Origin of the sequence: Microbulbifer taiwanensis (genome assembly GCF_014904815.1) — a bacterium.
GTDB classification, from domain to species: Bacteria; Pseudomonadota; Gammaproteobacteria; order Pseudomonadales; family Cellvibrionaceae; genus Microbulbifer; species Microbulbifer taiwanensis.
The window spans coordinates 167524-190219 of sequence record NZ_JACZFR010000006.1; the positions used below are offsets into that span (position 1 = coordinate 167524).

Sequence of the window (22696 nt, forward strand, 5' to 3'; positions counted from 1 at the left end):
AACAAAAAATTTGTACCGTGCTGTCCGTCGCTTGTATTCCTCCGGCGGCGGAACTAAGTGTACAGACGGGAAGCCTGGCAATCGTTGCTGGGGAGCTGGGGACAGTCACAGCTGTACCTTCAAACGCAACTGGTTCATCATTTTTACTCAGATACTCTATTCTCTTAGAGAGAGCTCAACTACTTCTTTTTTTGCCGAGACCTGGACTGTCATCAAAATCTGAGTCTGATTAATGTCCGTTAGATAATCGACGTCGTCGCCCACTTTCCCTAGAACTTTAAAAGAATCATTATTGAGATCGTAGGACCATAATTGATTTTCATTGTTGATCGCATAAATCTTATTGTTATTAATTACGAATGATTTGGCTCTTCCTCCCTGCCTGTCTAGTACTTTAATGGGTTGGGGTTCGACAGGTCCAGTTTGCCAAAATTGATCCATATGATCCTTATAGATCAATCGACCATCTTCACTCTTAAGCGCCCACAGTATGTTCTTATCGGTGATTTCTCTGAACTTTGAATTGTTTAAATCGTACTCGACAAATTTCAATATTCCCTTGATGCGCACAGCCAGTAAAGCACTGTTGCTTATGCTGTCCCATTGAAAAAGTCTGACTACAGGATGTTCCAATGGAAAGGATTCTTGAGTCGAATCCAGATGGACCTGTGTGAGAATGCTATTGGCATTGACTAGAAGGCTTTTACCGTCCTTCGCCCAATCGATCCCTCGTATATAGGTATCCATCGGGAAATGGGTAAGCTGTTGTGGGCCGTTGCCATGGCTTACCCAAAGCTGTTCCTCTCCTGAACGTTCCGACCAGAAAGCAATCAAATTCCCTCCCGGCTGAAAAATAGCATAGTCCTCTCCAAGATTAGAACGCTCGAAACTTACATAACTCTGGGGTTGCTTTGGTTGAGTCTGTGAAGTTTCTGTTGCCGGTTTTGCTTGGTTAGCCTGTGTTATGGCATTTGTTTCGGAAGTCTCATTAAGGGGAAATAACACGATGTCACTATCGTATGGTCCCTTGATCATGAGCAAACTTTTTCCGTCCGGGTGGAATTCAGGCTGATGGATTCTGTCGGCAAAAGGCAAGTTGATTTTGTCGATTTTTCCGTCATAAGAGAGGGTAAATAGTTGTCTGCCAGTGCTAAAGATGAGTTGGTTGTCACGGGGGGAAAAACTGGGGTAGATGGGGCGAAACCTCGCTATTTCCTGCGGGCGTTCTATCTGATGGCTAGATACAATGCGCCCATCCGGTTTGAGCATTTCAATGTAGTGTTGACCGTCATTATGGATGCTGGTTACAGCGATAAGGTCATCCTTGTCCGAATAAGCAAAGTGGATTAAATTACCGTCTTCTAGGTCGAGTAAATCAGTGCTTTTGTTATCACTAATTGAGTAATTGATTAACTTCCAACGGTTCGAATTTCTTTGCAACAAGGCAATATTGTTATTGCTTAACCAGGTGGGCCTCTTCACTGTTGAATTTTTACATTGAAGCATTATGCTCGGCTGCTGAGGATTCTCAAGTGCCTTTTCAAAATCCAAGCCAACCAAATCGAAACAACTTTTCTGGGTGACTGGCTCGCTGCAGGCTTCGGTCGCTAAAAATACAATTTTCTTACCATCTTTTGAAAAGCTATGGCTACCGTAAGCGCCCCAATCTTTGGTCAGCAGAATCTCTTCCTGAGTGCTTATGTTCTTGGCCCATAGTCTATTGACGCAAAGCTTATTTAAATAGCGATGGAAAACAATGTATTTACCATCGGGCGAATAGGTCGCATCAAACTCTTTGTCATCAGTGGCAGTAATTGAGCGTATTTTATCAAAAGTCAGTTGCGAAGACTGCTCAGGCGCAAGATGCTGAAATGCCAAAATTCCCAGCATAATAATGCCAACGGCAATAGATGCCAGTATTAAAGTAGTGGCAGATATCTCTGGTCTCCTGTTTGTCTCGGTTCCGCTTGTGACTTCTCGGAAATGAACATCTTCGGCTGCGTGTACCTGGGATTTGCTGGGTCGGGTGGAATCACTTTCTTCGTGCCAGAGGACATCACACTCCAGGCTATACCCCTGTTTAGCATGTGTCTTGATATAGGTTTGGCCTTTGCCGTCATCTCCCAGCGCCTTTCTTAATTGAGCGATGCTTCTTTGCAGTGTATTGGGAGATACCACGGTGCTTTGCCAGACATTAGCTAGCAGTGCGTCCTGGCTAACTACCTTTCCGTAGTTTTCAGCCAGGTGGGTCAGTACCGCTAGCGCTTTGGGAGCAATTGTTTGAGATTGCTTATTGTGAGTGATTTGATTTCTGGATAAATCGATAAAAAAATCACCAACCCAATATTGTTGTGCCATATAGCCTCAAACCAGGATGAAAGCCGCTGCTCAAAAGTGAGTCTAAACAAGAGCAAATGCCTTGTCATAAACCCGATTGAGTCAATTTATATTTTTGTAACTGATTGATAGTAATGCATTTTTTCATGTCTAGCTAGAAGTCAGCTAAAAATCAGGTGAACTTCAGGTATTTCAATTTCGATCGATTTAGTGTCGTGACCATAAATAGGCTTGTAGAGGTGGATTTCCAGACACTTTCTTAACAGCTCTATTTTCTGGGAATACTGGATTGTATAAAAAATGTACTTTTAATAAGAGTGGAATTATATGAAGTGGAAGTTGATTAGCATGAAGAAGACTCTAATCTCAATTTTTTTGCTGCTGTTGCCTTTTGTGAATGTTAAAGCGGTTGCACAAAAACCATACGAACTGCCCAGGGTGCAGGTAGTTCCAATCGAGGATGCCAAATCGGGAGGACAATATGAGCTCTATATAAAGCTGCCAGAGGGATATGGGAGAAGCAACGATATAGAATATCCGGTAATTTACTTTACCGATGCCGTGTGGCATATCGAATTGTTATCTGCTTCCACGGAATTCCTGATGGAAAATGTGATTCTGGTTGGGATTTCCTGGCAAAAGGATATAGACAAAGAATTAAAGGAAGAGGTGGGAGTGCATTTCAGCAGGTTTCGAGACTATTCAGTAAGGAAAACAAGCAATTCTGAAATTCAAGCTAAATATCAGCTGGGGCAGGCCGACAATCATCTGGATTTTATTCGCAACGATGTAATTGGATATGTAGAAAACAACTTCCGATCCGATCCTGGAAACCGCACCTATTTTGGGTATTCACTCGGCGGTGAATTTGGCGCTTATATATTGCTGTCGCAACCCGACACCTTCAAAAATTACATCATCGGTAGTCCTTCACTTAAGGACGACATTTCCTTTCTATCTGAGCTTGGATCTAAAGCGGCATTGAAAGGTGATAGCCTGAATGCCAATGTGTTTGTTTCCAATGGCGCCTTGGAAAATGAGTTGGGGGAACATGTCAAAGAGTTTGTCACCATGCTGGAAAACAGAAATGACAGGAGTTTGTCATTGAATCACGTCGTGATCGAAGGGTCTCATCAAACCGCATTTCCTATGACTGGAGTGCGCAGTGTGGCTTGGCTGTCAAACTTGCACAAGGACGCGAACTAATTATGAAGCCTATTTTTATTTCTATGGTTTTATTGCTTTCACTGGCAGCTATGAGTGTCAAAGGCTATGGGCATGATAAAGCTCTCGTCCTCGAGGGGCCTTATCTTGGGCAGAAGTCGCCGGGTTCAATACCTGAAGTTTATGCATCCGCTACCGTTTCGACAGGGCATCGTGATCATAGCGGCTTCTTCACGCCAGAGGGAAAGTACTTTTTCTTTAACAGAAATCCTGGTCGAAAGGGCACGGATGGCGATATCTACTGGGTGGATGCAAAAAAAATCGAAACTCCCAGGCCTGAATCGCGATCTGAAAATATGCGCTCCCCGGCTTCAGGTGAGGAGTGAGTCATGAAATCTATCTTGCCTCTAATGCTTGCCCTTGCCCCGGTTCTGATAGTGAGCGGCAATAGTAGCGCTCAGGAGGAGTTTCCTATCCTGAAAGGTCCCTACATGGGGCAGAAGCCACCGGGTATGGTGGCAGAGCCGTTTGCGCCGGGTGTCATTTCCAAAGAAGGCTGGGAGCTTGAGGGCGTTTTTGCACCAGGTATGAAGGAATTTTACTTCACCATAGACCGTGGAATTTACACCGGCCCCAATAAAACCGGCTTCCGACCTACCGTTATCGGCTTCCGGCAGGAAAACAATGTCTGGAAGAAGTACATTGAATTCCCGCGGGAGGGTGAACTTGTACTCTCGCCTGACGGCAAGCGAATGCATATGGCAGAAGGCTATAGGGACCGTATCGGCGACGGCTGGTCAGAACGTAAAAGCCTTGGCCCCATGTTTGACCGGGAAGACTGGGGCATTATGCGCCTGTCGGCCTCTGCAAAAGGCACCTATGTGTTTGACGATTACAAGAGCAACGATTTGATTCGCATATCTACGCTCAGAGGGGGTGAGCGTCAGGCCCCGCAGAAGATGGGCCCGACGGTCAATTCAGGAAAAATGACAGCCCACCCTTTTATCGCGCCAGACGAAAGCTATCTTATCTGGGACAGCAAGCGGGACGGCGGCTATGGGGGCTCTGATCTCTATATCAGCTTCCGACAAGAAGATGGCTCGTGGGGGCCAGCCATCAATATGGGCGAAAAGATCAATTCCGATAAATGGGATGCCTATGCGAGTGTCACCCCTGACGGAAAGTACATACTCTTCAACAGAGGCATAGACGACGATAATGATAATGTGGATATCTACTGGGTGGATGCACAGGTTATCGAGGCCCTTAGACCCAAACAGTAAGCCGTAAAAAGTCGCAACCGGGGCGACGTTCAAAAGCTGTGCGCTTTCTGCGGGTGTTACGGCGCGCAGGCACTGTTTTGCCGGCGTTAAAAGCCCGGTGGCCCTATACATCGGTGCCGATGAAAGGCGCCTGGAACCTCCGGTTGAGTAAGTTGGAGAAGCTGGCTGCCTGATGATTATCGACCGCGCGATGCCGATAGCTTTCACTGGAAGGTCAGCCGCGACCGCCCTGTGTCAGCCGATCCACCCTCAATCGCTCGCGCCCGTCAAACAGTCTTCGGGAGCAGATGGCCACCGCGGTAAAGGTGCCGAAACCGGTGCCGGCGGCGATGGTGAACATGATCAGTATCTGGTATTTCACCGCCAGCGCCGGCGGGCTGCCGGCAAGTATCTGGCCGGTCATCATGCCCGGCAGGGAGACTATGCCGGCCGCGGCCATGGCATTGATGACCGGCATCAGCCCCGCGCGCATGGCCTCGCGGCGGAAGTCACCGCAGGCATCTGCCCAGGTATCGCCGAGCATCAACCGGTTTTCGATGATATCGCGCGAGCGGTGCGCGCTTTCGGTGAGCCGGTCCAGGCCTAGCGCCACGCCGGTCATGGTGTTGCCAAGCAGCATGCCCAGCAGCGGTATCGCGTACTGGGGCTGGTACCAGGGCTGTGGGTCTATCACTGCAATCAGCGTCAGTATCGTGACGCTGAAGGCGGAGATAAACATGGACACTGTGCCTATGGCGAAGCTCCAGCCACCGCGCAGTCGGTACTTCTGCCGGGCGACGATTTCGCGCCCGGCGAGTAGTAGCATGGCCAGGCCCATCAGGGCCACCCAGTGCAGGCTGCCCACCGCGAAGAGTACCTCCAGCACCACGCCGATCAGCGCCAGCTGAAGCGCGGTGCGCGCTGCGGCTATCAACAGGGATCCGCCCAATCCCAGGCGCGCGAAATGAGTGCAGGCGGCCAGGGCAAGCACCAGGGACGATGCCAGGGCCAGTTGCCACCAGGACAGTGCGATCACATTCATTCCCGCACTTCCACCAGTCGCCGATCCTCGATGCGAAAATGCCGCCCGGCCACCCGCTGTATCTGGTCTTCGCGGTGAGCTACCCAGAGCGCCGGGCAGTGGCGTTCACGAATGACGGACTGCAGCCAGGCTTCCACCTGCCGGGTGGTCTTGTCGTCCAGGTTGGCCGTGGGTTCGTCCAGCAACAGGGCTCGGGGCTCGCGGGACAAGGCTCGCGCCAGGGCCAGGCGCTGCTTCTCCCCGGACGACAGGCGGGACACGGACCAGTTGCCGACATCCCCGGCGAAGCCCAGGGCGCGCAGCGCTTCGGGCATGGGCTTTTCCAGGTGCTCGCCGACGGTATCGAACCACCAGGCGCTCTCAGCCGGCACCATCATCACCGAGTGCCGCCAGCGGTGGCCGGGCACCGAGTCCTGCTCCGTATCGCCCAGGCGCACCCTGCCGCCGTGGGGTTCCAGGTCCGCGACTGCCCTGAGCAGGCGGCTCTTGCCGGCGCCGGAGGCACCGGACAGGCAGACGATCTCCCCCGGCGCTATTGCCAGGTCGATTTTTTCCAGATCACCGACAGCGACGTCTTTGAGGGTGAGGCTCGTCATGGGGTCTACCCGTTTAGCCGCCTTTCTATTTTAGCGAAACTGGCCTATCCCCTTCGCCATCATCGCTGCGCACAGCAGTATGCCGACAATCGCCGCCAGCTCGATATGCACAACCCTGCGCATCAGCTTCCACTGGCCGTCGCTGACATCGGGCAGCTGCCCCTGCTTCAGGGATTTGTTCCAGCGAATAAAGCGCACCGTCGGATAGATGGACAGTAAAGCGGCGAGGAAAAACAGGGTCAGTTTTGCGTGGAAGGCGCCATTGTGGAAATAGTAGGCGGCGCCCTTCTCGAAATAGAAGACCCGCAACAGGCCGACCACCAGCAGCAGACCGGCGGAAATACCCAGCACCCGGTCGACGGCCTGCAGTTTGCGCGCGCTCTCCAGGGTGAACTTCTGCCCCAGCAGCACCAGTTCTATGGCGATGGCGGCGACCAGGGCGAAGGCGGTCAGGTGGTGCAGGAAGGCGAGCAGGGTGGGCATCAGCGGTCTCCCGTATTCCGTTGGGGATTATTATTTCCAGAATGCGGGAGAAGGTATCACAAATGGTGTAAATATTTATGAGCGGCAATAGACAGGCTGCAGGCCGTCTCAGGCTATTGAGTGCACTTTCCCGGTCAATGTCTCCACAAGCTTGTCCACCTCCCCGTAGGCACTCTCGATGGACTGGCTGTGGCGCTCGTCGCCGAACTCCTGGTATTCGATGCGGATCTCATAAAAGTCCTCGACCCCAAGGTAGTGGCCCAGTGTGCGCACATGGGGTCCCAGGTGGTTCATGCTCTCGCGGATTCCGCCGGGCTCGAAGCCGAACTCGCCGCTGGACGACAACAGCACCAGGGTTTTTCCCGAGAGTATCGGTTGCAGCGGGAAGTCGCCGCGGGCCAGGTCAAAAGAGAAGGTCTTGTTGACCCGCACCACCTGGTCAAACCAGGCCTTGAGACTGGCCGGCATGCCGTAGTTGTACATGGGCGTGGAAACCAGGATCAGGTCCGCCTGCGTCACCTCGTCGATCAGCTGATCGGAGAGCGCGAGCAGTGCCCGCTGCTCTGTACTGCGCTGGGCCTCGGGGGTAAATACAGCGGCGATCCAGTCCTGGCTGACGAATGCCGGCGGCGTCGCGCCGACATCCCTGTGGATGAATAGGTCTTCGCTACTGTGCTCCAGCCAGCGCTCCTGGAAATGCTGCGACAACAGTCGGGAAAGGGAGCGGTAGGCCGGTACTTCGCTGTCCACTGTGCGTGCACTGGCATCTATTTTCAGCACTTTTTTCATATCTGTCTCCTGTATCTGGCTGGGTTTTCAGTGCAAATATGCTGTCCATGACCTGTGTTGACAAAGGATGCTTTCTCACTTATAGATGAGCAAAATTCACTTATAGGGGTGCCATGTACAGGCAGTTGAGCAACCTGAACAGCATCCGGGTATTCGAGGCGGCCGCGCGCCTGGGCAGTTTCAAGGGGGCGGCGGAAGAGCTGCATATCACGCCCACCGCTGTCTCCCACCAGATCCGCAACCTGGAGGCACAGCTGGACACGGCGCTGTTCGAGCGGCGCACCCGCGCCGTCTACCTGACCGGGGCCGGCCAGCAACTGGCTGATGCCGCGCGCCTGTCACTGCAGACCCTGGCGGATGCGATTGAGGCAATCTCAGGCCGGCCCAAGGTGCTCACGGTCAGCACGACCAGTGCCTTTGCCGCCCTGTGGCTGGCATCGCGGCTGCAGGATTTTTACCGGGCGCATCCGCAGCTGCGGGTGGTGGTGCAGACAGATGAGCAACTGGTGGACCTGGAGCGCGACCGGCGGGTGGACATTGCCATCCGTTACGGCCAGCCGCCGGCGGAGAGCGGGGCCGAACTATTGTTGCGCGAGGCGTTCGGTGTTTACGGCAGTGCCGATAGCCTGGCGAAGCTGGAAAAAGGCCGGCCGGTTACCGCGTTTGAAACCCAGTGGAAGAGTAGCAATCTGCAGGCGATTACCGCGGAACAGTGGTGGCGGCGCTTTATGCCGCGCCGCAAGATGCCGGAGCGCTACCGTTTTGACCAGGAGCTGCATGTGATTCAGGCGGCGCTGGCGGGGCGGGGCTTGGCCTTTGTCAGCAGCCTGCTGGTGGACTCCGCCGTACAACAGGGATGGCTGCGGCCCTATCGGGAGGACTGCCGCCTGCCGGGTTTTGGCTATTACCTGATAAGCCGCGAACGCGGCCAGCCAGCGAAAGTCGAGGCGTTTCGCTCTTGGCTGAAAAGTGAACTGCCCGGAGTTGCCGAACCGGAGGGCAATTGATACCCCCGGGGTCTCCTCTTTGAACCGACCGCCATTCGCCGCCATAATCCGCTCCTTCCGAACAGAATAACGAGAGCTGTATGACCGACACCTCCGTCTATGAGGCCTCCGAGCGACTGCCGCTCAAGGAATACACCGAGAAGGCGTACCTGGACTACTCCATGTACGTGATCCTCGACCGAGCCCTGCCCAATATCGGCGACGGCCTGAAGCCGGTGCAGCGCCGCATCGTCTACGCCATGAGCGAGCTGGGCCTGAAGGCCAGCGCCAAGTACAAGAAATCCGCGCGCACCGTGGGCGATGTGATCGGTAAGTACCACCCGCATGGCGACAGCGCCGTCTACGAGGCCATGGTGCTGATGGCGCAGCCGTTCAGCTACCGCTACCCGCTGGTGGACGGCCAGGGCAACTGGGGCTCGCCGGACGATCCCAAGTCTTTCGCCGCCATGCGCTACACCGAATCGCGCATGGGCAAGTACTCCGAGGTACTGCTGTCGGAGCTGGGCCAGGGCACTGTGGACTGGCAGCCGAACTTCGACGGCACCATGGACGAACCGGCGGTATTGCCGGCGCGGGTACCCAATATATTGCTGAACGGCACCACCGGTATCGCCGTGGGTATGGCCACGGATATTCCGCCGCACAACCTGCGCGAGGTGGTGGATGCGACTGTGGCACTGCTGGAAAATCCCAAGGCCACGGTGGCGGAGCTGTGCGAATATATCCAGGGCCCGGATATGCCCACCGAGGCGGAGATCATCACCCCCCGTGCGGATATCCATAAGGTCTACGAGACGGGCCGCGGCTCGATAAAGATGCGCGCTATCTGGAGCAGGGAGGACGGCGATATCGTTATCACCGCGCTGCCCTACCAGGCCAGCGGCGCCAAGGTACTGGAGCAGATTGCCGCGCAGATGCAGGCCAAGAAGCTGCCGATGGTGGCAGACCTGCGCGATGAGTCGGATCACGAGAACCCGACCCGCCTGGTGATAGTGCCCAAGTCCAACCGCGTGGATATGGACGGGGTGATGAACCACCTGTTCGCCACCACCGACCTGGAGAAGAGCTACCGGGTCAACCTGAATATGATCGGTATCGACGGTCGCCCGCAGGTCAAGTCACTGGACAAGATACTGGGCGAGTGGCTGAGTTTCCGCACCGTGACGACAAGACGCCGCCTGCAGTTCCGCCTCGACAAGGTCGAGAAGCGATTGCACCTGTTGGCCGGTCAGTTAATAGCCTTCCTCAATCTTGATGAAGTCATCGAGATAATCCGCACCCACGACGAGCCGAAGCGGGCGCTGATGGAGCGCTTCGAGCTCACCGATACCCAGGCGGAATATATCCTCGACACCAAGCTGCGCCAGCTGGCGCGCCTCGAGGAGATGAAGATCCGCGGCGAGCAGGCGGAGCTGGAGAAAGAGCGCGATACGCTGACCAAGACCCTGGACAGCGCGCGCCGCCTGAAGACATTGATCAAGAAGGAATTGTTGGCCGCCGCCGACGAGTTCGGCGATGAGCGCCGCTCGCCGATCGTCGCGCGCGAAGAGGCCAGGGCCTTCAGCGAGGCGGAGTTGCTTTCCAGCGACCCCATCACCGTGGTGCTGTCAGACAAGGGTTGGATTCGCGCGGCCAAGGGTCACGAAATCGACCCCACCGCACTCAATTACAAGGCCGGCGACGGCTTCAAGTTCGCCGCCCGCGGCAAGAGCAACCAGCCGGCGCTGCTGCTGGACTCCACCGGTCGCAGCTACGCGATAGCATCCCATTCACTGCCGTCGGCGCGCGGCCAGGGCGATCCACTGTCCGGCCGTATCAATCCGCCCTCTGGCGCCACCTTCGAAGGGCTGCTGATGGGGAGCGACGAGCAGCGGGTGCTGCTGGCCTCGGACGCCGGTTACGGCTTTATCGCCAAGCTGGCGGACCTCCAGTCGCGCAACAAGGCCGGCAAGGCGATGCTGACCCTGCCCAAGGGCGCGCGGGTACTGCCGCCCTGTGAGGTACAGAATCCGCAGGAGGCGCTGCTGGCGGCGGTGACCAGCGAGGGCCGCATGCTGGTGTTCCCGGTCTCCGAACTGCCGGAACTGGCCAAGGGCAAGGGCAACAAGATCGTCAATATTCCCTCGGCCCGCGCCGCCAGTCGCGAGGAGATCATGGTGGGTATCGCGGTGCTCGAGGGCAGTGCGCAACTGGTGATTCACGCCGGCAAGCGCCACACCAGGATCAAGATCTCGGAACTGGATCACTATCACGGCGAGCGCGGCCGCCGCGGCAACAAGCTGCCGCGGGGCTTCCAGAAGGTGGACAGGATCGAGGTGCTGGAGAAATAAGGTCCTCCTCAACTTGATGCGTAGGGGCGATCCTTGTGATCGCCCTTTTCGGTTGTGTCGTAGGCGGCCATCGATCGCGGCCACCGGCGGATGGCCGCCCCGCCGCTCCTACTGTTGCCCTGTGGTGAGTCTTGTGCACCCATTGCGACATTTATAAGCATGCTTATAATGAGCGCCCTTAAAACGGGGGCCAGTCCAGAAAATCCATGTCCACTAAAGACAATGCCGCTCAGATGAGCTTCGAGCTGCACAGCGCCGCGCGCCTGTTGCGGCGCAACTTCGACCGCCGCGCCAAGGCCCACGGGCTCAGCCGCTCGCGCTGGCAGGTGCTGTGGCACCTGGCGCGGGAGCAGGGGCAGAAGCAGGCGGAGCTGGCAGAGAGAATGGATGTGGCGCCGATCAGCCTGGCGCGGCAGCTGGACAACCTGCAGCAGGATGGCCTGGTGGAGCGCCGCCCGGGTCCCCGCGACCGGCGCGGCTTTCGCCTCTTCCTCACCGCCGCCGCCGAGCCGGCCCTGGATGTGCTGCGCGGCCTGGCGCTGCAGACCCGCACCCAGGCGCTGGCCGGTTTCTCGATGGAGGAGGTGGGACAGCTGCAGGGGCTGCTGGAGCGGCTGCGGGAAAATCTGACACGGGAGGAGGCCTGAAGTGATAGGGGACGACGTGAAGGAGCAGGTGGGGAAAAAACTGGGCGGACTGCCGGCGCGGCGCCTGGGCTTCGCCGCCGGTATCGCCGCCGCCCTGGCAGTGGCGGGCTGGTGCCTGTTCGGTGGCGGCAGCAGTGTGGAAACCGAGAACGCCTATATCAAGGCCGACAAGATCTCATTGGCGCCGGAAGTCAGTGGCGTGGTGGCGCTGGTGTTGGTAAAGGCCAACCAGGCGGTCGCAAAGGATCAGTTGCTGGTGCAGCTGGACTCGACGCCCTTCGATCTGGCGGTGGCCGAGGCCGAGGCGCACCTGGGGCAGGTCAGGAATGACCTGCTGGCGCGCCGCGCCGACTATGCGGAAGCCGAAGCCGCGGTGCAGCAGGCGCGCCAGGATGCGGACTACTATCGCCGCATGCTGGAGCGCAACGAGAAGCTGGGCAAAGTGGCGCTGTCGGAGGCACAGCTGGACGAATCGCGCCAGCAACTGGAGCGGGCCAAGGCGCAGATAGCGATCAACACCGAAAAACTCTCCAGCCTGCGCGCGGAGCTGGGCGGCAATCCGGAGATTCCGCTGGAGGAGCAGGCGGACCTGAAGGTGGCCCAGGCGCAGCTGGACAAGGCGCGCTACCAGCTGTCCCGCACCCGTATCGTGGCGCCGGTGGCCGGCGTCATCGCCAACACGGTACCGCAGGTGGGCGAGATGGTTCCGGCCGGAATCAGTGTGATCAGCATGCTCGGTGCCGACGGCTTGTGGGTCGAGGCCAACCTGAAGGAGACGGAGCTGGCCAATGTGCGCACCGGCCAGCAGGCTGAAGTGACCCTGGACGCCTATCCGGGTTTCACCTGGCAGGCGCAGGTGGACAGCCTCAGCCCCGCCAGCGGCAGCGAATTCGCGCTGATACCGCCGCAAAATGCCAGTGGCAACTGGGTCAAGGTGGTGCAGCGGGTGCCGGTGCGCCTGCGCCTCTACCCGGCCAAGGAGGCGCCGGCCCTGCGCGCCGGCATGAGCGCCAGGGTGCGTATCGATACCAGCGAAGACGACAAGCTGGTGTCCGCGCGTGCCAGCGGCGGTGAGAGCGGTCGCGTCGTACTGGCGCCGTGAGTGCCCCTGGCATGACCGCTGTCGCCATGACTGAAGGGCGCCGCAAGATGATCACGGCCAGTATCATGCTGGCCACGATTATCCAGGTGCTGGACACCACCATCGCCAATGTGGCCCTGCCCCATATGCAGGGCAGCCTCGGTGCCGGCAGCGACCAGATCACCTGGGTGCTGACCTCCTATATTGTCGCCGCGGCGATCATGACATTGCCGGTGGGCTACCTGTCCCAGCGTATCGGCCGCCGCAAATTGTTTCTCTGGTCGGTGGCCGGCTTTACCATCACCTCGATGCTGTGCGGCCAGGCCGCAAGCCTCAACGAGATGATCTTCTGGCGCCTGATGCAGGGCGTGTTCGGCGCCGCGCTGGTGCCCCTGTCCCAGGCCACACTGTTGGATACCTACCCGAAAGAAAAGCACGCCTCGGCCATGAGCCTCTGGGGCGTGGGGGTGATGATCGGGCCCATCCTGGGGCCGACCCTGGGCGGCTGGCTGACCGAGTATTACTCCTGGCGCTGGGTTTTCTATATCAATCTGCCGTTCGGCATTCTGTCGCTGGTCGGTATCTATCTCTACCTGCCCGAGGGCGAGACCAGAAAGCCGCGCTTCGACGCGCTGGGTTTTGGCCTGCTGGCGCTGGCGGTGGGCGCGCTGCAGATGCTGCTGGACCGCGGCGAGCAGGTGCACTGGTTCGAGTCCCTGGAGATACAGCTGTATGCGATCGCCTCGGTACTGGGGCTCTACCTGTTTGTGGTGCACTCGCTGACGACCAGGACGCCCTTCCTGTCCCCGGAGCTGTTCCGCGACCGCAACTATGTATCCGGGCTGGTGTTCATTTTCGTGGTGGGCATTATCCTGCTGGCTACCATGGCCCTGTTGCCCTCCTTCCTGCAACAGTGGAAGGGCTACCCGGTGGTGACCACCGGCCTGGTGCTGATGCCGCGGGGCCTTGGGGTGATGGTGGCGATGATGCTAGTGGGCAGGTTGCTGCAGCTGGTCGACGGGCGCAAGCTGATCTTTGTCGGCATGCTGCTGGTGAGCCTGTCCCTGCACTTGATGGCGGGCTTCAACCTGCAGGTAAGCCAGTCTGCGCTGGTAATGACCGGCATGCTGCAGGGTTTCGGCCTGGGGCTGGTATTCGTACCCATCTCGACACTCGCCTACGCGACCCTGCCGGCCAGCCTGCGCGGCGAGGCCACGGCGCTGTTCAGCCTGTCGCGCAACCTGGGCAGCAGTATCGGCGTGTCCATCGTGATGGCAGTGCTGACCCGCAACCTGTGGATCAACCAGCAGCAGTTGGGGGAGCGGCTGCAGCTGTCGCCGGATCTGATCGGTACATTGCCGGGGGGCGGGGAGCTGGGGACACTGCCACTGAATGTGTTTCAGGAACTGTCGCGGCAGGCGGCGGAGATCGCCTATGTGAACGATTTCCAGCTGCTGATGTGGATCAACCTGGCGGCGGTGCCGCTGGTGTTTTTGCTGTCGAATCCGGGCAATGAATCGGAAGTTACAGCGTAATCTTCTGTAGGAGCGGCGGGGCGGCCATTCGCCCATGGCCGCGATCGATCTGGGGCGTTGCCTGAAAGTCCGATCGCGGCCATGGGCCGCTCCTACCGCAGAAACTCAGATCGCGTGTTGTTCCGCATTCATCATTCACTGCACCCTGTGCCAGGTCTGCGTGCGGTAAAAGAAACCCAGGTAGCCGCGCACCTTCAACTGGTTGCCCTCGAGCCAGAACTTGCAGTCGTAGATCTTGCCCTTGGTGGGGTCGAGAATCTGGCCGCCCTCGTAGATATCGCCGCTCTTCACCATGCCGGTGATCACGTCCATACCGACAATCTTCTTGCCCTTGCGCGCGCCGGGGCACTTGTCGCAGATGGTGTCGTCCGGCTTCATCAGCAGGTCCACCACGCGGCCGTAGTATTTGCCGCCCTTCTGGTAGATCTCGACGATGGATTTCGGCTGGCCTGTCTCGTCGTCGACGGTGCGCCACTTGCCCACCACATCCTGGGCGCTGGCCTGGAGCGCAAACAGCAGGCAGCAGGCCGCCATCAGCAGGTTTCTCATCATCTCGGTTACCCCTTTGTTAGAACTGTGACCGGGATCTTACACCAAGTCATGCAGATCGACAGGAATCTATTTCCAGTGTAGCTCTGGCGTGAGAATTTTGTTTTAGCGCTTCCCGCTAGGAGGAACAGCTGACCGGCATATGCTTGCCGGACTCCGGCGGTGCCGCGGCCCAGGTCTCATGGTCGGGATGTTCGTCAAAGGGGTTCTGCAGCAGCAGCACCATCGTCTGCAGCGGTCGGTGGTCGCCCTGCTCGGCGGCGTCTATGACCTTCTGCGCATAGTGGTTGCGCAGGACATACTTGGGGTTGGCGCCGAGCATGGCGCGATTGCGCGCGCGTGAATCGCTGTCCTCGTGGGCCAGACGCTGGTCGTAGCGATCCAGCCACTGCTCCAGCGCGCCATGTTGTGCCGGGGCAACCAGTTCCCGCAGCGCCGCGGCCGGGCGCTCGCCGCGGTAGTGGGCCAGGGCGCGGAAAAACAGCGTGTAGTCGGCCTGGCCGTCGGCCAGCAGTTGCAGCAGACTCGCGCAGAGTGCCTGGTCGCCGTCCTCCTCCATCTCCAGTCCCAGCTTGCGGCGCATGCGTGCGGCGTAGCCGTCGACCAGGCGTGGCTGGAATTCCTCCAGGCAGTCGCGCAGCGCCTCGGTGCTGACAAAGGCGGAGAGGGCGTGGGCCAGGGCATTCAGGTTCCACAGCACCACGCCGGGCTGTTGCTCGAAGGCGTAGCGGCCCGTGTGGTCCGAGTGGTTGCAGATAAAGGCCGGTTCATAGTCGTCGAGAAAGCCGTAGGGGCCATAGTCGAAGGTGTCGCCGATAATCGACATATTGTCGGTGTTCAGCACGCCGTGGGCGAAGCCCACCGATTGCCAGCCGGCCACCAGCTCGGCGCTTTTTCGTGTCGTGAAGCGCAGCAGCGCCTCGGCCTGCTCGCTGACGCTAAGCCCGGTAACTTCGGGCAAAAAGCGTTGGCAGACAAATTCGATCAGCTTGTGCAGTGCTTCCAATTGCTTGGTATAAAAAAAGTATTCGAAGTGACCGAAGCGCACATGGGTCTCGGCCACGCGGATCAGCATGGCGCCGCTCTCGATCTGTTCCCGCGTCACCGGCTCGTCGCTGCCGACGATACACAGGGCGCGGGTGCTGTTGATGCCGAGCCCGGTCAGTGCTTCGCCGGCCAGGTATTCGCGAATGGTCGAGCGCAGTACCGCGCGGCCGTCGCCGAAACGGGAGTAGGGAGTCTTGCCGGCCCCTTTCAGGTGCAGCTCCCAGCGCCTGCCGGCATTTTCGATTTCCCCAAGCAGCAGTGCGCGGCCGTCGCCCAGCTCCGGGTTGTAGACGCCGAACTGGTGGCCGGTGTATTTCATTGCGAAGGGCCTGCTGCCCTTGAACAGTTTCTTGCCACAGCCGAGCTGGGCCCAGTCCGGATTTTTTGATTCGGCTGCGTCTATGCCCAGCAGCTGCAGTACCGCCGGATTCACGTGAATCAGCCCGGGGTGTTCAAACGGCGTGGGATCTATCCGGGTGCCGAAGGCATCGCCCAGATCGGCGTAGTGGTGGCTGAGGGTGACTTCGCTGAGTTTCATAAGTGACAATTGTAGGGTGAGGTAAGCGTTTGCGAAGCACCGCTTCGCGCGCAGCCGAACGACGCCAATCTGTGATTGGCGGCCGGGCTCAACGGCCGACACGCTCGGTGTGTCTCGCAAGGGATACCCACCAGCAGCGCCGCCCAGATCTTCATGTTTTGGCCTTATACAGCATCCAGTTTCAGCATTAACGGCTGCGACTGCCAGTGGTCCACCTCCTGGTAGAGCAGATCCTCGATGGCGGGATTTTTTTCCAGCCACTCCTGGGGAATACGCAGCCGGTAGCGGTCGTCGCGCGCTTTCAGTTCCAGGTCATTCACGGCGCGATCGGTATGATCGCGGTGCACGATACAGGCGAGGCGCAGGCACAGCAGCAGGTCGGGATTGGGGCGGAATCCGTAGTGTTCCCGCCTTGGTTTGATGCGGCCGCGCTGGTTGCGCACCAGGTGGGCAATGTGTTCCTGCTCGTTTTTGGAGAAGCCCGCCAGGTCCGACTGCTCGACCATATAGGCGCCGAGCTTGCGAAAATTGCTGTGGGAGAGCGCCAGGCCAATCTGGTGCAGCTGCGCGGCCCAGCGCAGGCGCTGTCGCTGGTCGGCGGGGGTGTCGGGGCGCAGCTTGTTCAGCAGATCCAGCGCCGTGTCGCCGACGCGGCGCGCCTGGGCGGCGTCCACCTTGCCGTCGTGCATCAAAGTCGCGACCGTATCGGCGCGCCTGTCGCCGCCGTGTAACCGCCCGGCCAGGTCGTGGACTATGCCCTCGCGAATCGCGTAGGGGGACACCTGCATGCTCTGGATATCCAGCTCGCAGAAGATGGCGTGCAATATCGCCAGCCCGGCAGCAAATACCGGGTGCCGCTCCTCGTCCAGGTCGGGCAGTTTCAGGTCGGCGATATGCCTGGCGCCGGCCACCTGTTCCGCCAGCTTGTCGATATCCTCGCGCTTGATCGCCGACAACTCGCCGCCGTTCAACACCCGCGCCACCGCCTTGACAGTGCCGGAGCAACCCACCACCTCGGCATTTTCCGCCAGGTGCTGCAACTCCTGCAGTTCGGCGCGCGCGGCGCGGCGGGCGCGCTCAAAGTGGTTGACGGTATTGGTGGAGAGGATGCCGTCAGCAAAGAAGCGCTTGCTGAAGGACACGCAGCCCATATACAGGCTCTGCAACCGGTGCGGCACCTCGCGCCCGCGCACCAGCTCGGTGGAGCCGCCGCCGATATCGACGATACAGCGCAGCCGCGGCGGGCCGTCCGCTGCGGCCATGGCGCCGCTGTAGATCAGGCGCGCCTCCTCTATACCGCTGATGATCTCGATGGGTACCCCGAGGATGGATTCGGCGGACTCGAGGAAGCCGTCCGCATTGGCGGCGGTGCGCAGCGTATTGGTGCCGACGCAGCGGATATGGTCCGTCGGGAGTTCCGTCAGCACCGGACGAAAGCGATGCAGTGCCGCCAGCGCCCGCTCGGCGATGGCCGGGGCGAGATTGCGCTCCTCGTCCAGCCCCTCCGCCAGGCGCACCATGGATCTGTCTGTGTGCAGGCGCACCATACGCTGGTCGCGGAATTCCGCCAGCAGCAGGTGGAAACTGTTGGAGCCCAGGTCCAGGGCGGCGTAGCGTTCTAGGTCAGGCACCATCCGCTTCCTTGTCAAAAAACTGTCATCTGAATGTAGCAAACTGCTCTACTATTTTATGTCGATCGCACCCGGCCGCCCCGCGACCCAATGGATCCCCAGGACGTACAAGCAGTCACTCATGTCCAATAATACGCCCCTATACCCGAAAGAGCTAAGCTGGCTTTCCTTCAACGAACGCGTCCTGCAGGAGGTGGAGGATGAGACGGTACCCATTATCGAGCGGGTGCGCTTCCTCGGCATCTTCTCCAATAACCTGGACGAGTTTTACCGTGTGCGCGTGGCCGACGTACGCCGCCTGGCCACCTTTGCCAAGGGCGGCAAGAACAAGGAGCACTTTGCCGAGTTGCTGTCGGATATCAACGAAAAGGTACTGCGCCTGCAGCGCCGCTCCCACGCCGCCTATACCAAGGTGCTGTCGGATCTGGACAAGCACGATATCCACCTGGTCAACGAATCCCAGCTGTGCGACAAACAGCGGGCTTTCGTCGAGGACTATTTCCACCGCGAAGTGTTGCCGGAATTGGAACCATTTTTTATCGACGACCGCGACACAATGCCGCTGCTGAACGAAGCGAGCATTTATTTTGCGATCTACCTGCAGCTTGCGGACGGTTCCGAGCGCTTCGCGGCGATGGAAATCCCCACCGATACGCTGCCGCGCTTCGTGGTGATACCGCCCCGGGAGGGCAGGCACGAAAAGGTCTATATAGTCCTCGACAACATCATCCGCGCCTGCCTTGTGGAGGTGTTCCGCTACGTGCTGCCGATCGCCAGGGCGCAGGCGTATATGTTCAAGATCAGTCGCGATGCAGAACTGGAATTGGGGGAGCATATCACCCAGAACATCGTCGACCGGGTGGCCAAGTCGCTGAAGAAGCGCAAGCAGGCGGAACCGGTGCGCATGGCCTACGATGCCGAGATGCCGGAGGGGCTGCTGAAACTGGTGAAGAAAAAGCTGAAGATGGGCCGCTACGACAGCTTTACCCCCGGTGGTCGCTACCACAACTCCAAGGATTTCATGGGCTTCCCCGCCGACTCGGCACGCGACCGTTACAAGCCACTGAACCCGCTGCAGACGCTGCCCGACAGCGAGAGCATCTTCGATGTGCTGCGTGGTGGTGACCAGCTGTATTACTACCCCTATCACGACTTTCGCGCGATTACCAACCTGCTGATTTCCGCCGCCATAGATCCGGAGGTCAGGGAGATCCGCATCAACCTGTACCGGGTGGCGAAGAATTCCCGCGTGGTGGCGGCGCTGGTGAACGCGGTGCGCAACAACAAGAAGGTAATCGCGGTGGTGGAGTTGCAGGCGCGCTTCGACGAACAGGCCAATATTCACTGGTCCGCCGAGCTGCGCGATGCCGGCGTCAAGGTGATCTACGGCGTGCCGGGTCTCAAGGTGCACTGCAAGTTGATTTCAATCGTGCGCAAAGAGGAGAGTGGGGACCGTTTCTACAGTCACCTGGGTACCGGCAATTTCAACGAGAGCACCGCCCGCGTCTACTGCGATTTCAGCCTGCTCACCAGTGACCAGGAACTTGGACGGGATGTCTACGACGTGTTCGAGTTTATCCAGTTCCCCCACCTGCGGCCCGACTACCAGCATATTGCCGTGTCCCCCTACACCAACCGTCCGGCACTGCTGGGCGCCATCGATCGGGAAATAGAGGCGGCCGAGGCCGGCGAGAAGGCGGAACTCTTCTTCAAGTGCAACAACCTGGTGGACGGCGAGCTGATCGAGCGCCTCTACCGCGCCGGCGCCGCCGGGGTGAAGGTGCGCATCATTGTGCGCAGTATGTGTGCACTGGTGTGTGAAACCCCGGGGCTTTCCGACAATATCCGGGTTATCAGCCTGGTGGACAAATACCTGGAGCATGCGCGGGTGTATATCTTCCACAGCGGCGGCGACGAGTCCATGTGGATGTCGTCCGCCGACCTGATGACTCGCAACCTGGATCACCGCGTCGAGGTGACCTTCCCGATTGCGGACGAGGCGCACAAGCGGACGGTGAAGAAAATCATGGAGTTGCAGTGGAGTGACAATCAGAAGGCGCGGGTACTGGATTCCGAGCAGAGCAATACGCGTATCGCCAGCAACACCGAAAAGGGATGCCGTTCCCAGGATGCGATTTACCGCTATCTGAAAAGGCGGGACTCACAACCCTCGTAGGCTGCGCCGCGCGCACTAATAGGGCTTCGTCGTTCGACCTGGTGTGCGCGGCGCACCCTACCCACTCACCGCCGGCTGAAGCCCACCAGCTTGCCGCGGCTGAAGGAGAAGCGGTAGCGCTCGCCGACCTTGAGCCGGTCGCGGCAGGTGGACTGGATGGTGATGCGCGGATACTGAGGGGTGACCACCCAGGTGGTGAAATCGCTGCCCGGGCCGCGGCCGATCAGCCAGTAGTGGTCGCCACCGGTGCAGGTCCCCCCGGTCATGCAGTTGTCGAAGCCCCAGACATAGGCGCTGACGTCATATTGCGCCGGCGTATTGTCGGCCTCGCGAAACGGCTGTCTGGCGTCGTCGGTGAAGGTGTAGAGGTCGTCGAACTTTACCCGGCGGAAGCCGCGGGCCTGTGTTTTGCAACTGACGGTGTGCTGCTTGGCGAGGATGCGCGCGTGGCCGCGGGTTTTGCCCTCCCCCGGCTTCGCCAGCTCACTGGGGAGGTATCCGCAACCACTTGTGGAAATCAGGGCAAGCGTGCCGATTGCCACCGCCAAGCCAGTAAAACGCACTATCCACACCTCGCGCCAATAGACACCTCTTTCCACTATAGCTGCTAATCAGTTCCTTGATGTGCCAAAGGAGCGCCGCCTGAAGCGCCACTTGCGCCGGTAGGGGAAGGCGCTCTCGATATGGCCGCCGCGGATGCGCTCCTGCAGCCGCTGCCAGTAGCGGTAATCGTACAGATCGCTGTGCTGGTCCTCGAAGGCCCGGCGCGCGACCGGGTTGCCGGAGAAGAAGAGGCGGAATTCCTCCGGGAAGACATCCGCCTCGGCCACCGTGTACCAGGGCCTGTCGGAAAGTTCCTGCTCCGCGGTCTGGGGCTCGGGAATCCTGCGGAAGTTGCAGTCGGTCAGCGGGCACAGCTCGTCGTAATCGTAGAAGACCACGCGGCCGTGGCGGGTGACGCCGAAGTTCTTCAGCAGCATATCGCCGGGGAAGATATTCGCCGCCGCCAGTTGCTTGATCGCATTGCCGTACTCCTCCATCGCCTCGCGGGTTTCCTCGTCGCTGGCATCCTGCAGGTAGAGATTCAGCGGTTCCATGCGCCGCTCCACATACAGGTGCTTGATGATGACCCACTTGTCGTCCATCTCCAGCTTGGATGGCGCCAGCTCCTGCAGCTCCTCGAGCAGCTCTTCACTGAAGCGGTTGCGGTAAAAGATAAAGTTGGTGTACTCCTGGGTATCCGCCATACGCCCGACGCGATCGGAGCGGGATACGAACTTGTACTTCTCGCGCACGATTTCCTCGGTGACGGTTTTCGGCCGGTCGAACCGGTCCTTGATCACCTTGAACACCACCGGGTAGGAGGGCAGGGTGAAGACGCTCATCACCATGCCCTTGATACCCGGCGCTATGATGAATTTGTCATTGCTCACTTTCATGTGGGCGAGGATATGGCGGTAGAACTCCGTCTTGCCGTGCTTGTGGAAGCCGATGGAGTTGTACAGCTCGGATCTCTCCTTGAGCGGCATTATCGTGGACAGGAAACGCACGAAGCGCGACGGAATCGGCGCGTCGACCATAAAATAGGAACGGGTAAAACTGAAAATGATACTGGCGGAGTCGTTGCTGTATAGCACCGTGTCCACGAAGATGCCACCGCGGCCATTGTTCAGGCAGGGCAGTATCAGCGGTATCACCTCGCCGCCGAACATCATGCGCCCCACCAGATAGGCTGCCTTGTTGCGGTAAAACACCGATTCCAGCATATCCACGCGCAGCTGCTTCTCATTTTCCAGCCCCGCCAGCGGCGCGGCGCGCAGGGCGCGGCAGATATTCTCGATATCCCGCTGCTGGTTTTCCCAGGGCACTGAGAAGCCGTAGTCGTTGAGTATGTCCTCGAGCATATATTCGAGGCCGTCGCGCCCGCTGTAGCTGATATAGATGCTGTAATCCCTGAGAGGTTTGTCATCCGGGGTGCGCGAGGGTTTGACGAAGATATTGCTGTCGTGAATATGACCGTGCTGGAACTGGCTGCAGAAGACCGAGTTGAAGAAGGTCTCGGCGATTTCGTAATTGCTGTGGTTGGCAATCAGCTGGGCATAGGTGGCGCGGGCATCGCGCCACAGCTCCAGCATACTGGTGTCCTTGCTGGTGACCGAGTGCACCAGCTTGAGTACCTGGTTGACCTTGGTCTTGTAGAGGTCGATGCGCTCCTTGTTGGCCAGGTGCACGCCCTGCCAGGCGGCTGTCTCAAAACGCGCCTTGGCGCCGAGGGTGATGTTCTGGTAGTCGGCAAAATAGGCATCGAATCCGTTGAGGATGGTTTTGGCGATGCGGCGCGCTGTCGGTGAGTGAGTGGTCATGCACTAGACTTTGGTATTGCAATACGGATTTAATTGTCCTCCGTAGGAGCGGCCCATGGCCGCGATCGGCATCGCTACGCAGCACAGATCGATCGCGGCCATGGGCGGATGGCCGCCCC

19 protein-coding genes are annotated in these 22696 nt (G+C 58.8%); 9 read left to right on the plus strand and 10 right to left on the minus strand.

The window, feature by feature from the left end; all coding sequences use genetic code 11:
• Positions 1-156: 156 nt before the first annotated feature.
• The gene (locus tag IG627_RS01585; RefSeq protein WP_193189372.1) at positions 157-2358 is read right to left on the minus strand and encodes a winged helix-turn-helix domain-containing protein; all 2202 of its coding nucleotides are present in this window, start codon (positions 2356-2358) and stop codon (positions 157-159) included.
• A gap of 306 nt (positions 2359-2664) precedes the next feature.
• Here IG627_RS01585 and IG627_RS01590 point away from each other — a divergent pair, with 306 nt between their 5' ends.
• The 3 genes from IG627_RS01590 to IG627_RS01600 are packed head-to-tail and all read left to right on the plus strand — an operon-like array spanning position 2665 to position 4784.
• Positions 2665-3543, plus strand: a complete 879-nt coding sequence (locus IG627_RS01590) for an alpha/beta hydrolase (protein WP_226864593.1) — start codon at positions 2665-2667, stop codon at positions 3541-3543.
• 2 nt (positions 3544-3545) lie between these two features.
• A complete protein-coding gene (locus IG627_RS01595; RefSeq protein ID WP_193189373.1) occupies positions 3546-3887 on the plus strand; it encodes a hypothetical protein in 342 nt (113 codons plus the stop codon).
• Positions 3888-3890: 3 nt separating this feature from the next.
• Positions 3891-4784, plus strand: a complete 894-nt coding sequence (locus IG627_RS01600; protein ID WP_193189374.1) for a TolB-like translocation protein — start codon at positions 3891-3893, stop codon at positions 4782-4784.
• Positions 4785-4998: 214 nt separating this feature from the next.
• Here the strand turns inward: IG627_RS01600 and IG627_RS01605 are convergent, their stop codons facing one another.
• From IG627_RS01605 to IG627_RS01620, 4 genes are all read right to left on the minus strand, one after another.
• Positions 4999-5805 (minus strand): ABC transporter permease, encoded by an 807-nt coding sequence (locus tag IG627_RS01605; protein ID WP_193189375.1) that lies wholly within the window; start codon positions 5803-5805, stop codon positions 4999-5001.
• Entirely contained in the window at positions 5802-6401 is a 600-nt protein-coding gene (locus tag IG627_RS01610; RefSeq protein ID WP_193189376.1) for an ABC transporter ATP-binding protein, read from the minus strand. Before IG627_RS01610 ends, IG627_RS01605 begins: the two co-directional genes overlap by 4 nt.
• A gap of 30 nt (positions 6402-6431) precedes the next feature.
• Positions 6432-6884, minus strand: a complete 453-nt coding sequence (locus tag IG627_RS01615; protein WP_193189377.1) for a DUF2214 family protein — start codon at positions 6882-6884, stop codon at positions 6432-6434.
• A gap of 108 nt (positions 6885-6992) precedes the next feature.
• Positions 6993-7673 carry an FMN-dependent NADH-azoreductase gene (locus tag IG627_RS01620; RefSeq protein ID WP_193189378.1) on the minus strand — a complete coding sequence of 227 codons (681 nt, stop codon included), beginning with the start codon at positions 7671-7673 and terminating at the stop codon, positions 6993-6995.
• A 113-nt stretch (positions 7674-7786) separates the two neighbouring features.
• On the opposite strand from IG627_RS01620, the gene IG627_RS01625 reads away from it, so the two are divergent.
• The 5 genes from IG627_RS01625 to IG627_RS01645 all read left to right on the plus strand — a co-directional run bounded on the left by IG627_RS01625 (position 7787) and on the right by IG627_RS01645 (position 14273).
• The gene (locus tag IG627_RS01625) at positions 7787-8680 is read left to right on the plus strand and encodes a LysR substrate-binding domain-containing protein (RefSeq protein WP_193189379.1); all 894 of its coding nucleotides are present in this window, start codon (positions 7787-7789) and stop codon (positions 8678-8680) included.
• An 80-nt stretch (positions 8681-8760) separates the two neighbouring features.
• A complete protein-coding gene (gene parC, locus IG627_RS01630) occupies positions 8761-11010 on the plus strand; it encodes a DNA topoisomerase IV subunit A (protein ID WP_193189380.1) in 2250 nt (749 codons plus the stop codon).
• A gap of 206 nt (positions 11011-11216) precedes the next feature.
• Complete coding sequence (locus IG627_RS01635; protein ID WP_226864594.1) at positions 11217-11657, plus strand: MarR family winged helix-turn-helix transcriptional regulator; 441 nt, start codon at positions 11217-11219, stop codon at positions 11655-11657.
• 1 nt (position 11658) lies between these two features.
• Entirely contained in the window at positions 11659-12759 is a 1101-nt protein-coding gene (locus IG627_RS01640; protein ID WP_319024465.1) for an HlyD family secretion protein, read from the plus strand.
• A 26-nt stretch (positions 12760-12785) separates the two neighbouring features.
• Entirely contained in the window at positions 12786-14273 is a 1488-nt protein-coding gene (locus tag IG627_RS01645) for a DHA2 family efflux MFS transporter permease subunit (protein WP_193189448.1), read from the plus strand.
• 135 nt (positions 14274-14408) lie between these two features.
• Here the strand turns inward: IG627_RS01645 and IG627_RS01650 are convergent, their stop codons facing one another.
• The 3 genes from IG627_RS01650 to IG627_RS01660 all read right to left on the minus strand — a co-directional run bounded on the left by IG627_RS01650 (position 14409) and on the right by IG627_RS01660 (position 18038).
• Positions 14409-14825, minus strand: coding sequence for a DUF2147 domain-containing protein (locus IG627_RS01650; protein WP_193189381.1), 417 nt, complete (start codon positions 14823-14825; stop codon positions 14409-14411).
• A gap of 115 nt (positions 14826-14940) precedes the next feature.
• A complete protein-coding gene (locus IG627_RS01655) occupies positions 14941-16407 on the minus strand; it encodes a protein adenylyltransferase SelO (RefSeq protein ID WP_193189382.1) in 1467 nt (488 codons plus the stop codon).
• Between the two features lie 164 nt (positions 16408-16571).
• Positions 16572-18038: a Ppx/GppA phosphatase family protein gene (locus IG627_RS01660; RefSeq protein ID WP_319024466.1), complete on the minus strand. Its 1467-nt coding sequence runs from the start codon at positions 18036-18038 to the stop codon at positions 16572-16574.
• 121 nt (positions 18039-18159) lie between these two features.
• Here IG627_RS01660 and ppk1 point away from each other — a divergent pair, with 121 nt between their 5' ends.
• Positions 18160-20214 carry a polyphosphate kinase 1 gene (gene ppk1, locus IG627_RS01665; protein WP_193189384.1) on the plus strand — a complete coding sequence of 685 codons (2055 nt, stop codon included), beginning with the start codon at positions 18160-18162 and terminating at the stop codon, positions 20212-20214.
• Between the two features lie 65 nt (positions 20215-20279).
• On the opposite strand, the gene IG627_RS01670 is transcribed toward ppk1, so the two are convergent.
• Together IG627_RS01670 and aceK are read right to left on the minus strand one after the other, a co-directional pair.
• On the minus strand, positions 20280-20813 hold the full coding sequence (locus IG627_RS01670) for a hypothetical protein (protein ID WP_193189385.1): 534 nt from the start codon (positions 20811-20813) through the stop codon (positions 20280-20282).
• Positions 20814-20825: 12 nt separating this feature from the next.
• Positions 20826-22577 (minus strand): bifunctional isocitrate dehydrogenase kinase/phosphatase, encoded by a 1752-nt coding sequence (gene aceK, locus IG627_RS01675; protein WP_193189386.1) that lies wholly within the window; start codon positions 22575-22577, stop codon positions 20826-20828.
• Positions 22578-22696: the final 119 nt, after the last annotated feature.

Excerpts from the sequence above, each read along its gene's own strand:
- IG627_RS01585 (WP_193189372.1), bottom strand. The coding sequence starts at position 2,358 with ATGGCACAACAATATTGGGTTGGTGATTTTTTTATCGATTTATCCAGA.
- IG627_RS01590 (WP_226864593.1), top strand. The coding sequence starts at position 2,665 with ATGAAGTGGAAGTTGATTAGCATGAAGAAGACTCTAATCTCAATTTTT.
- IG627_RS01595 (WP_193189373.1), top strand. The coding sequence starts at position 3,546 with ATGAAGCCTATTTTTATTTCTATGGTTTTATTGCTTTCACTGGCAGCT.
- IG627_RS01600 (WP_193189374.1), top strand. The coding sequence starts at position 3,891 with ATGAAATCTATCTTGCCTCTAATGCTTGCCCTTGCCCCGGTTCTGATA.
- IG627_RS01605 (WP_193189375.1), bottom strand. The coding sequence starts at position 5,805 with ATGAATGTGATCGCACTGTCCTGGTGGCAACTGGCCCTGGCATCGTCC.
- IG627_RS01610 (WP_193189376.1), bottom strand. The coding sequence starts at position 6,401 with ATGACGAGCCTCACCCTCAAAGACGTCGCTGTCGGTGATCTGGAAAAA.
- IG627_RS01615 (WP_193189377.1), bottom strand. The coding sequence starts at position 6,884 with ATGCCCACCCTGCTCGCCTTCCTGCACCACCTGACCGCCTTCGCCCTG.
- IG627_RS01620 (WP_193189378.1), bottom strand. The coding sequence starts at position 7,673 with ATGAAAAAAGTGCTGAAAATAGATGCCAGTGCACGCACAGTGGACAGC.
- IG627_RS01625 (WP_193189379.1), top strand. The coding sequence starts at position 7,787 with ATGTACAGGCAGTTGAGCAACCTGAACAGCATCCGGGTATTCGAGGCG.
- parC (WP_193189380.1), top strand. The coding sequence starts at position 8,761 with ATGACCGACACCTCCGTCTATGAGGCCTCCGAGCGACTGCCGCTCAAG.
- IG627_RS01635 (WP_226864594.1), top strand. The coding sequence starts at position 11,217 with ATGTCCACTAAAGACAATGCCGCTCAGATGAGCTTCGAGCTGCACAGC.
- IG627_RS01645 (WP_193189448.1), top strand. The coding sequence starts at position 12,786 with ATGACTGAAGGGCGCCGCAAGATGATCACGGCCAGTATCATGCTGGCC.
- IG627_RS01650 (WP_193189381.1), bottom strand. The coding sequence starts at position 14,825 with ATGATGAGAAACCTGCTGATGGCGGCCTGCTGCCTGCTGTTTGCGCTC.
- IG627_RS01655 (WP_193189382.1), bottom strand. The coding sequence starts at position 16,407 with ATGAAACTCAGCGAAGTCACCCTCAGCCACCACTACGCCGATCTGGGC.
- ppk1 (WP_193189384.1), top strand. The coding sequence starts at position 18,160 with ATGTCCAATAATACGCCCCTATACCCGAAAGAGCTAAGCTGGCTTTCC.
- aceK (WP_193189386.1), bottom strand. The coding sequence starts at position 22,577 with ATGACCACTCACTCACCGACAGCGCGCCGCATCGCCAAAACCATCCTC.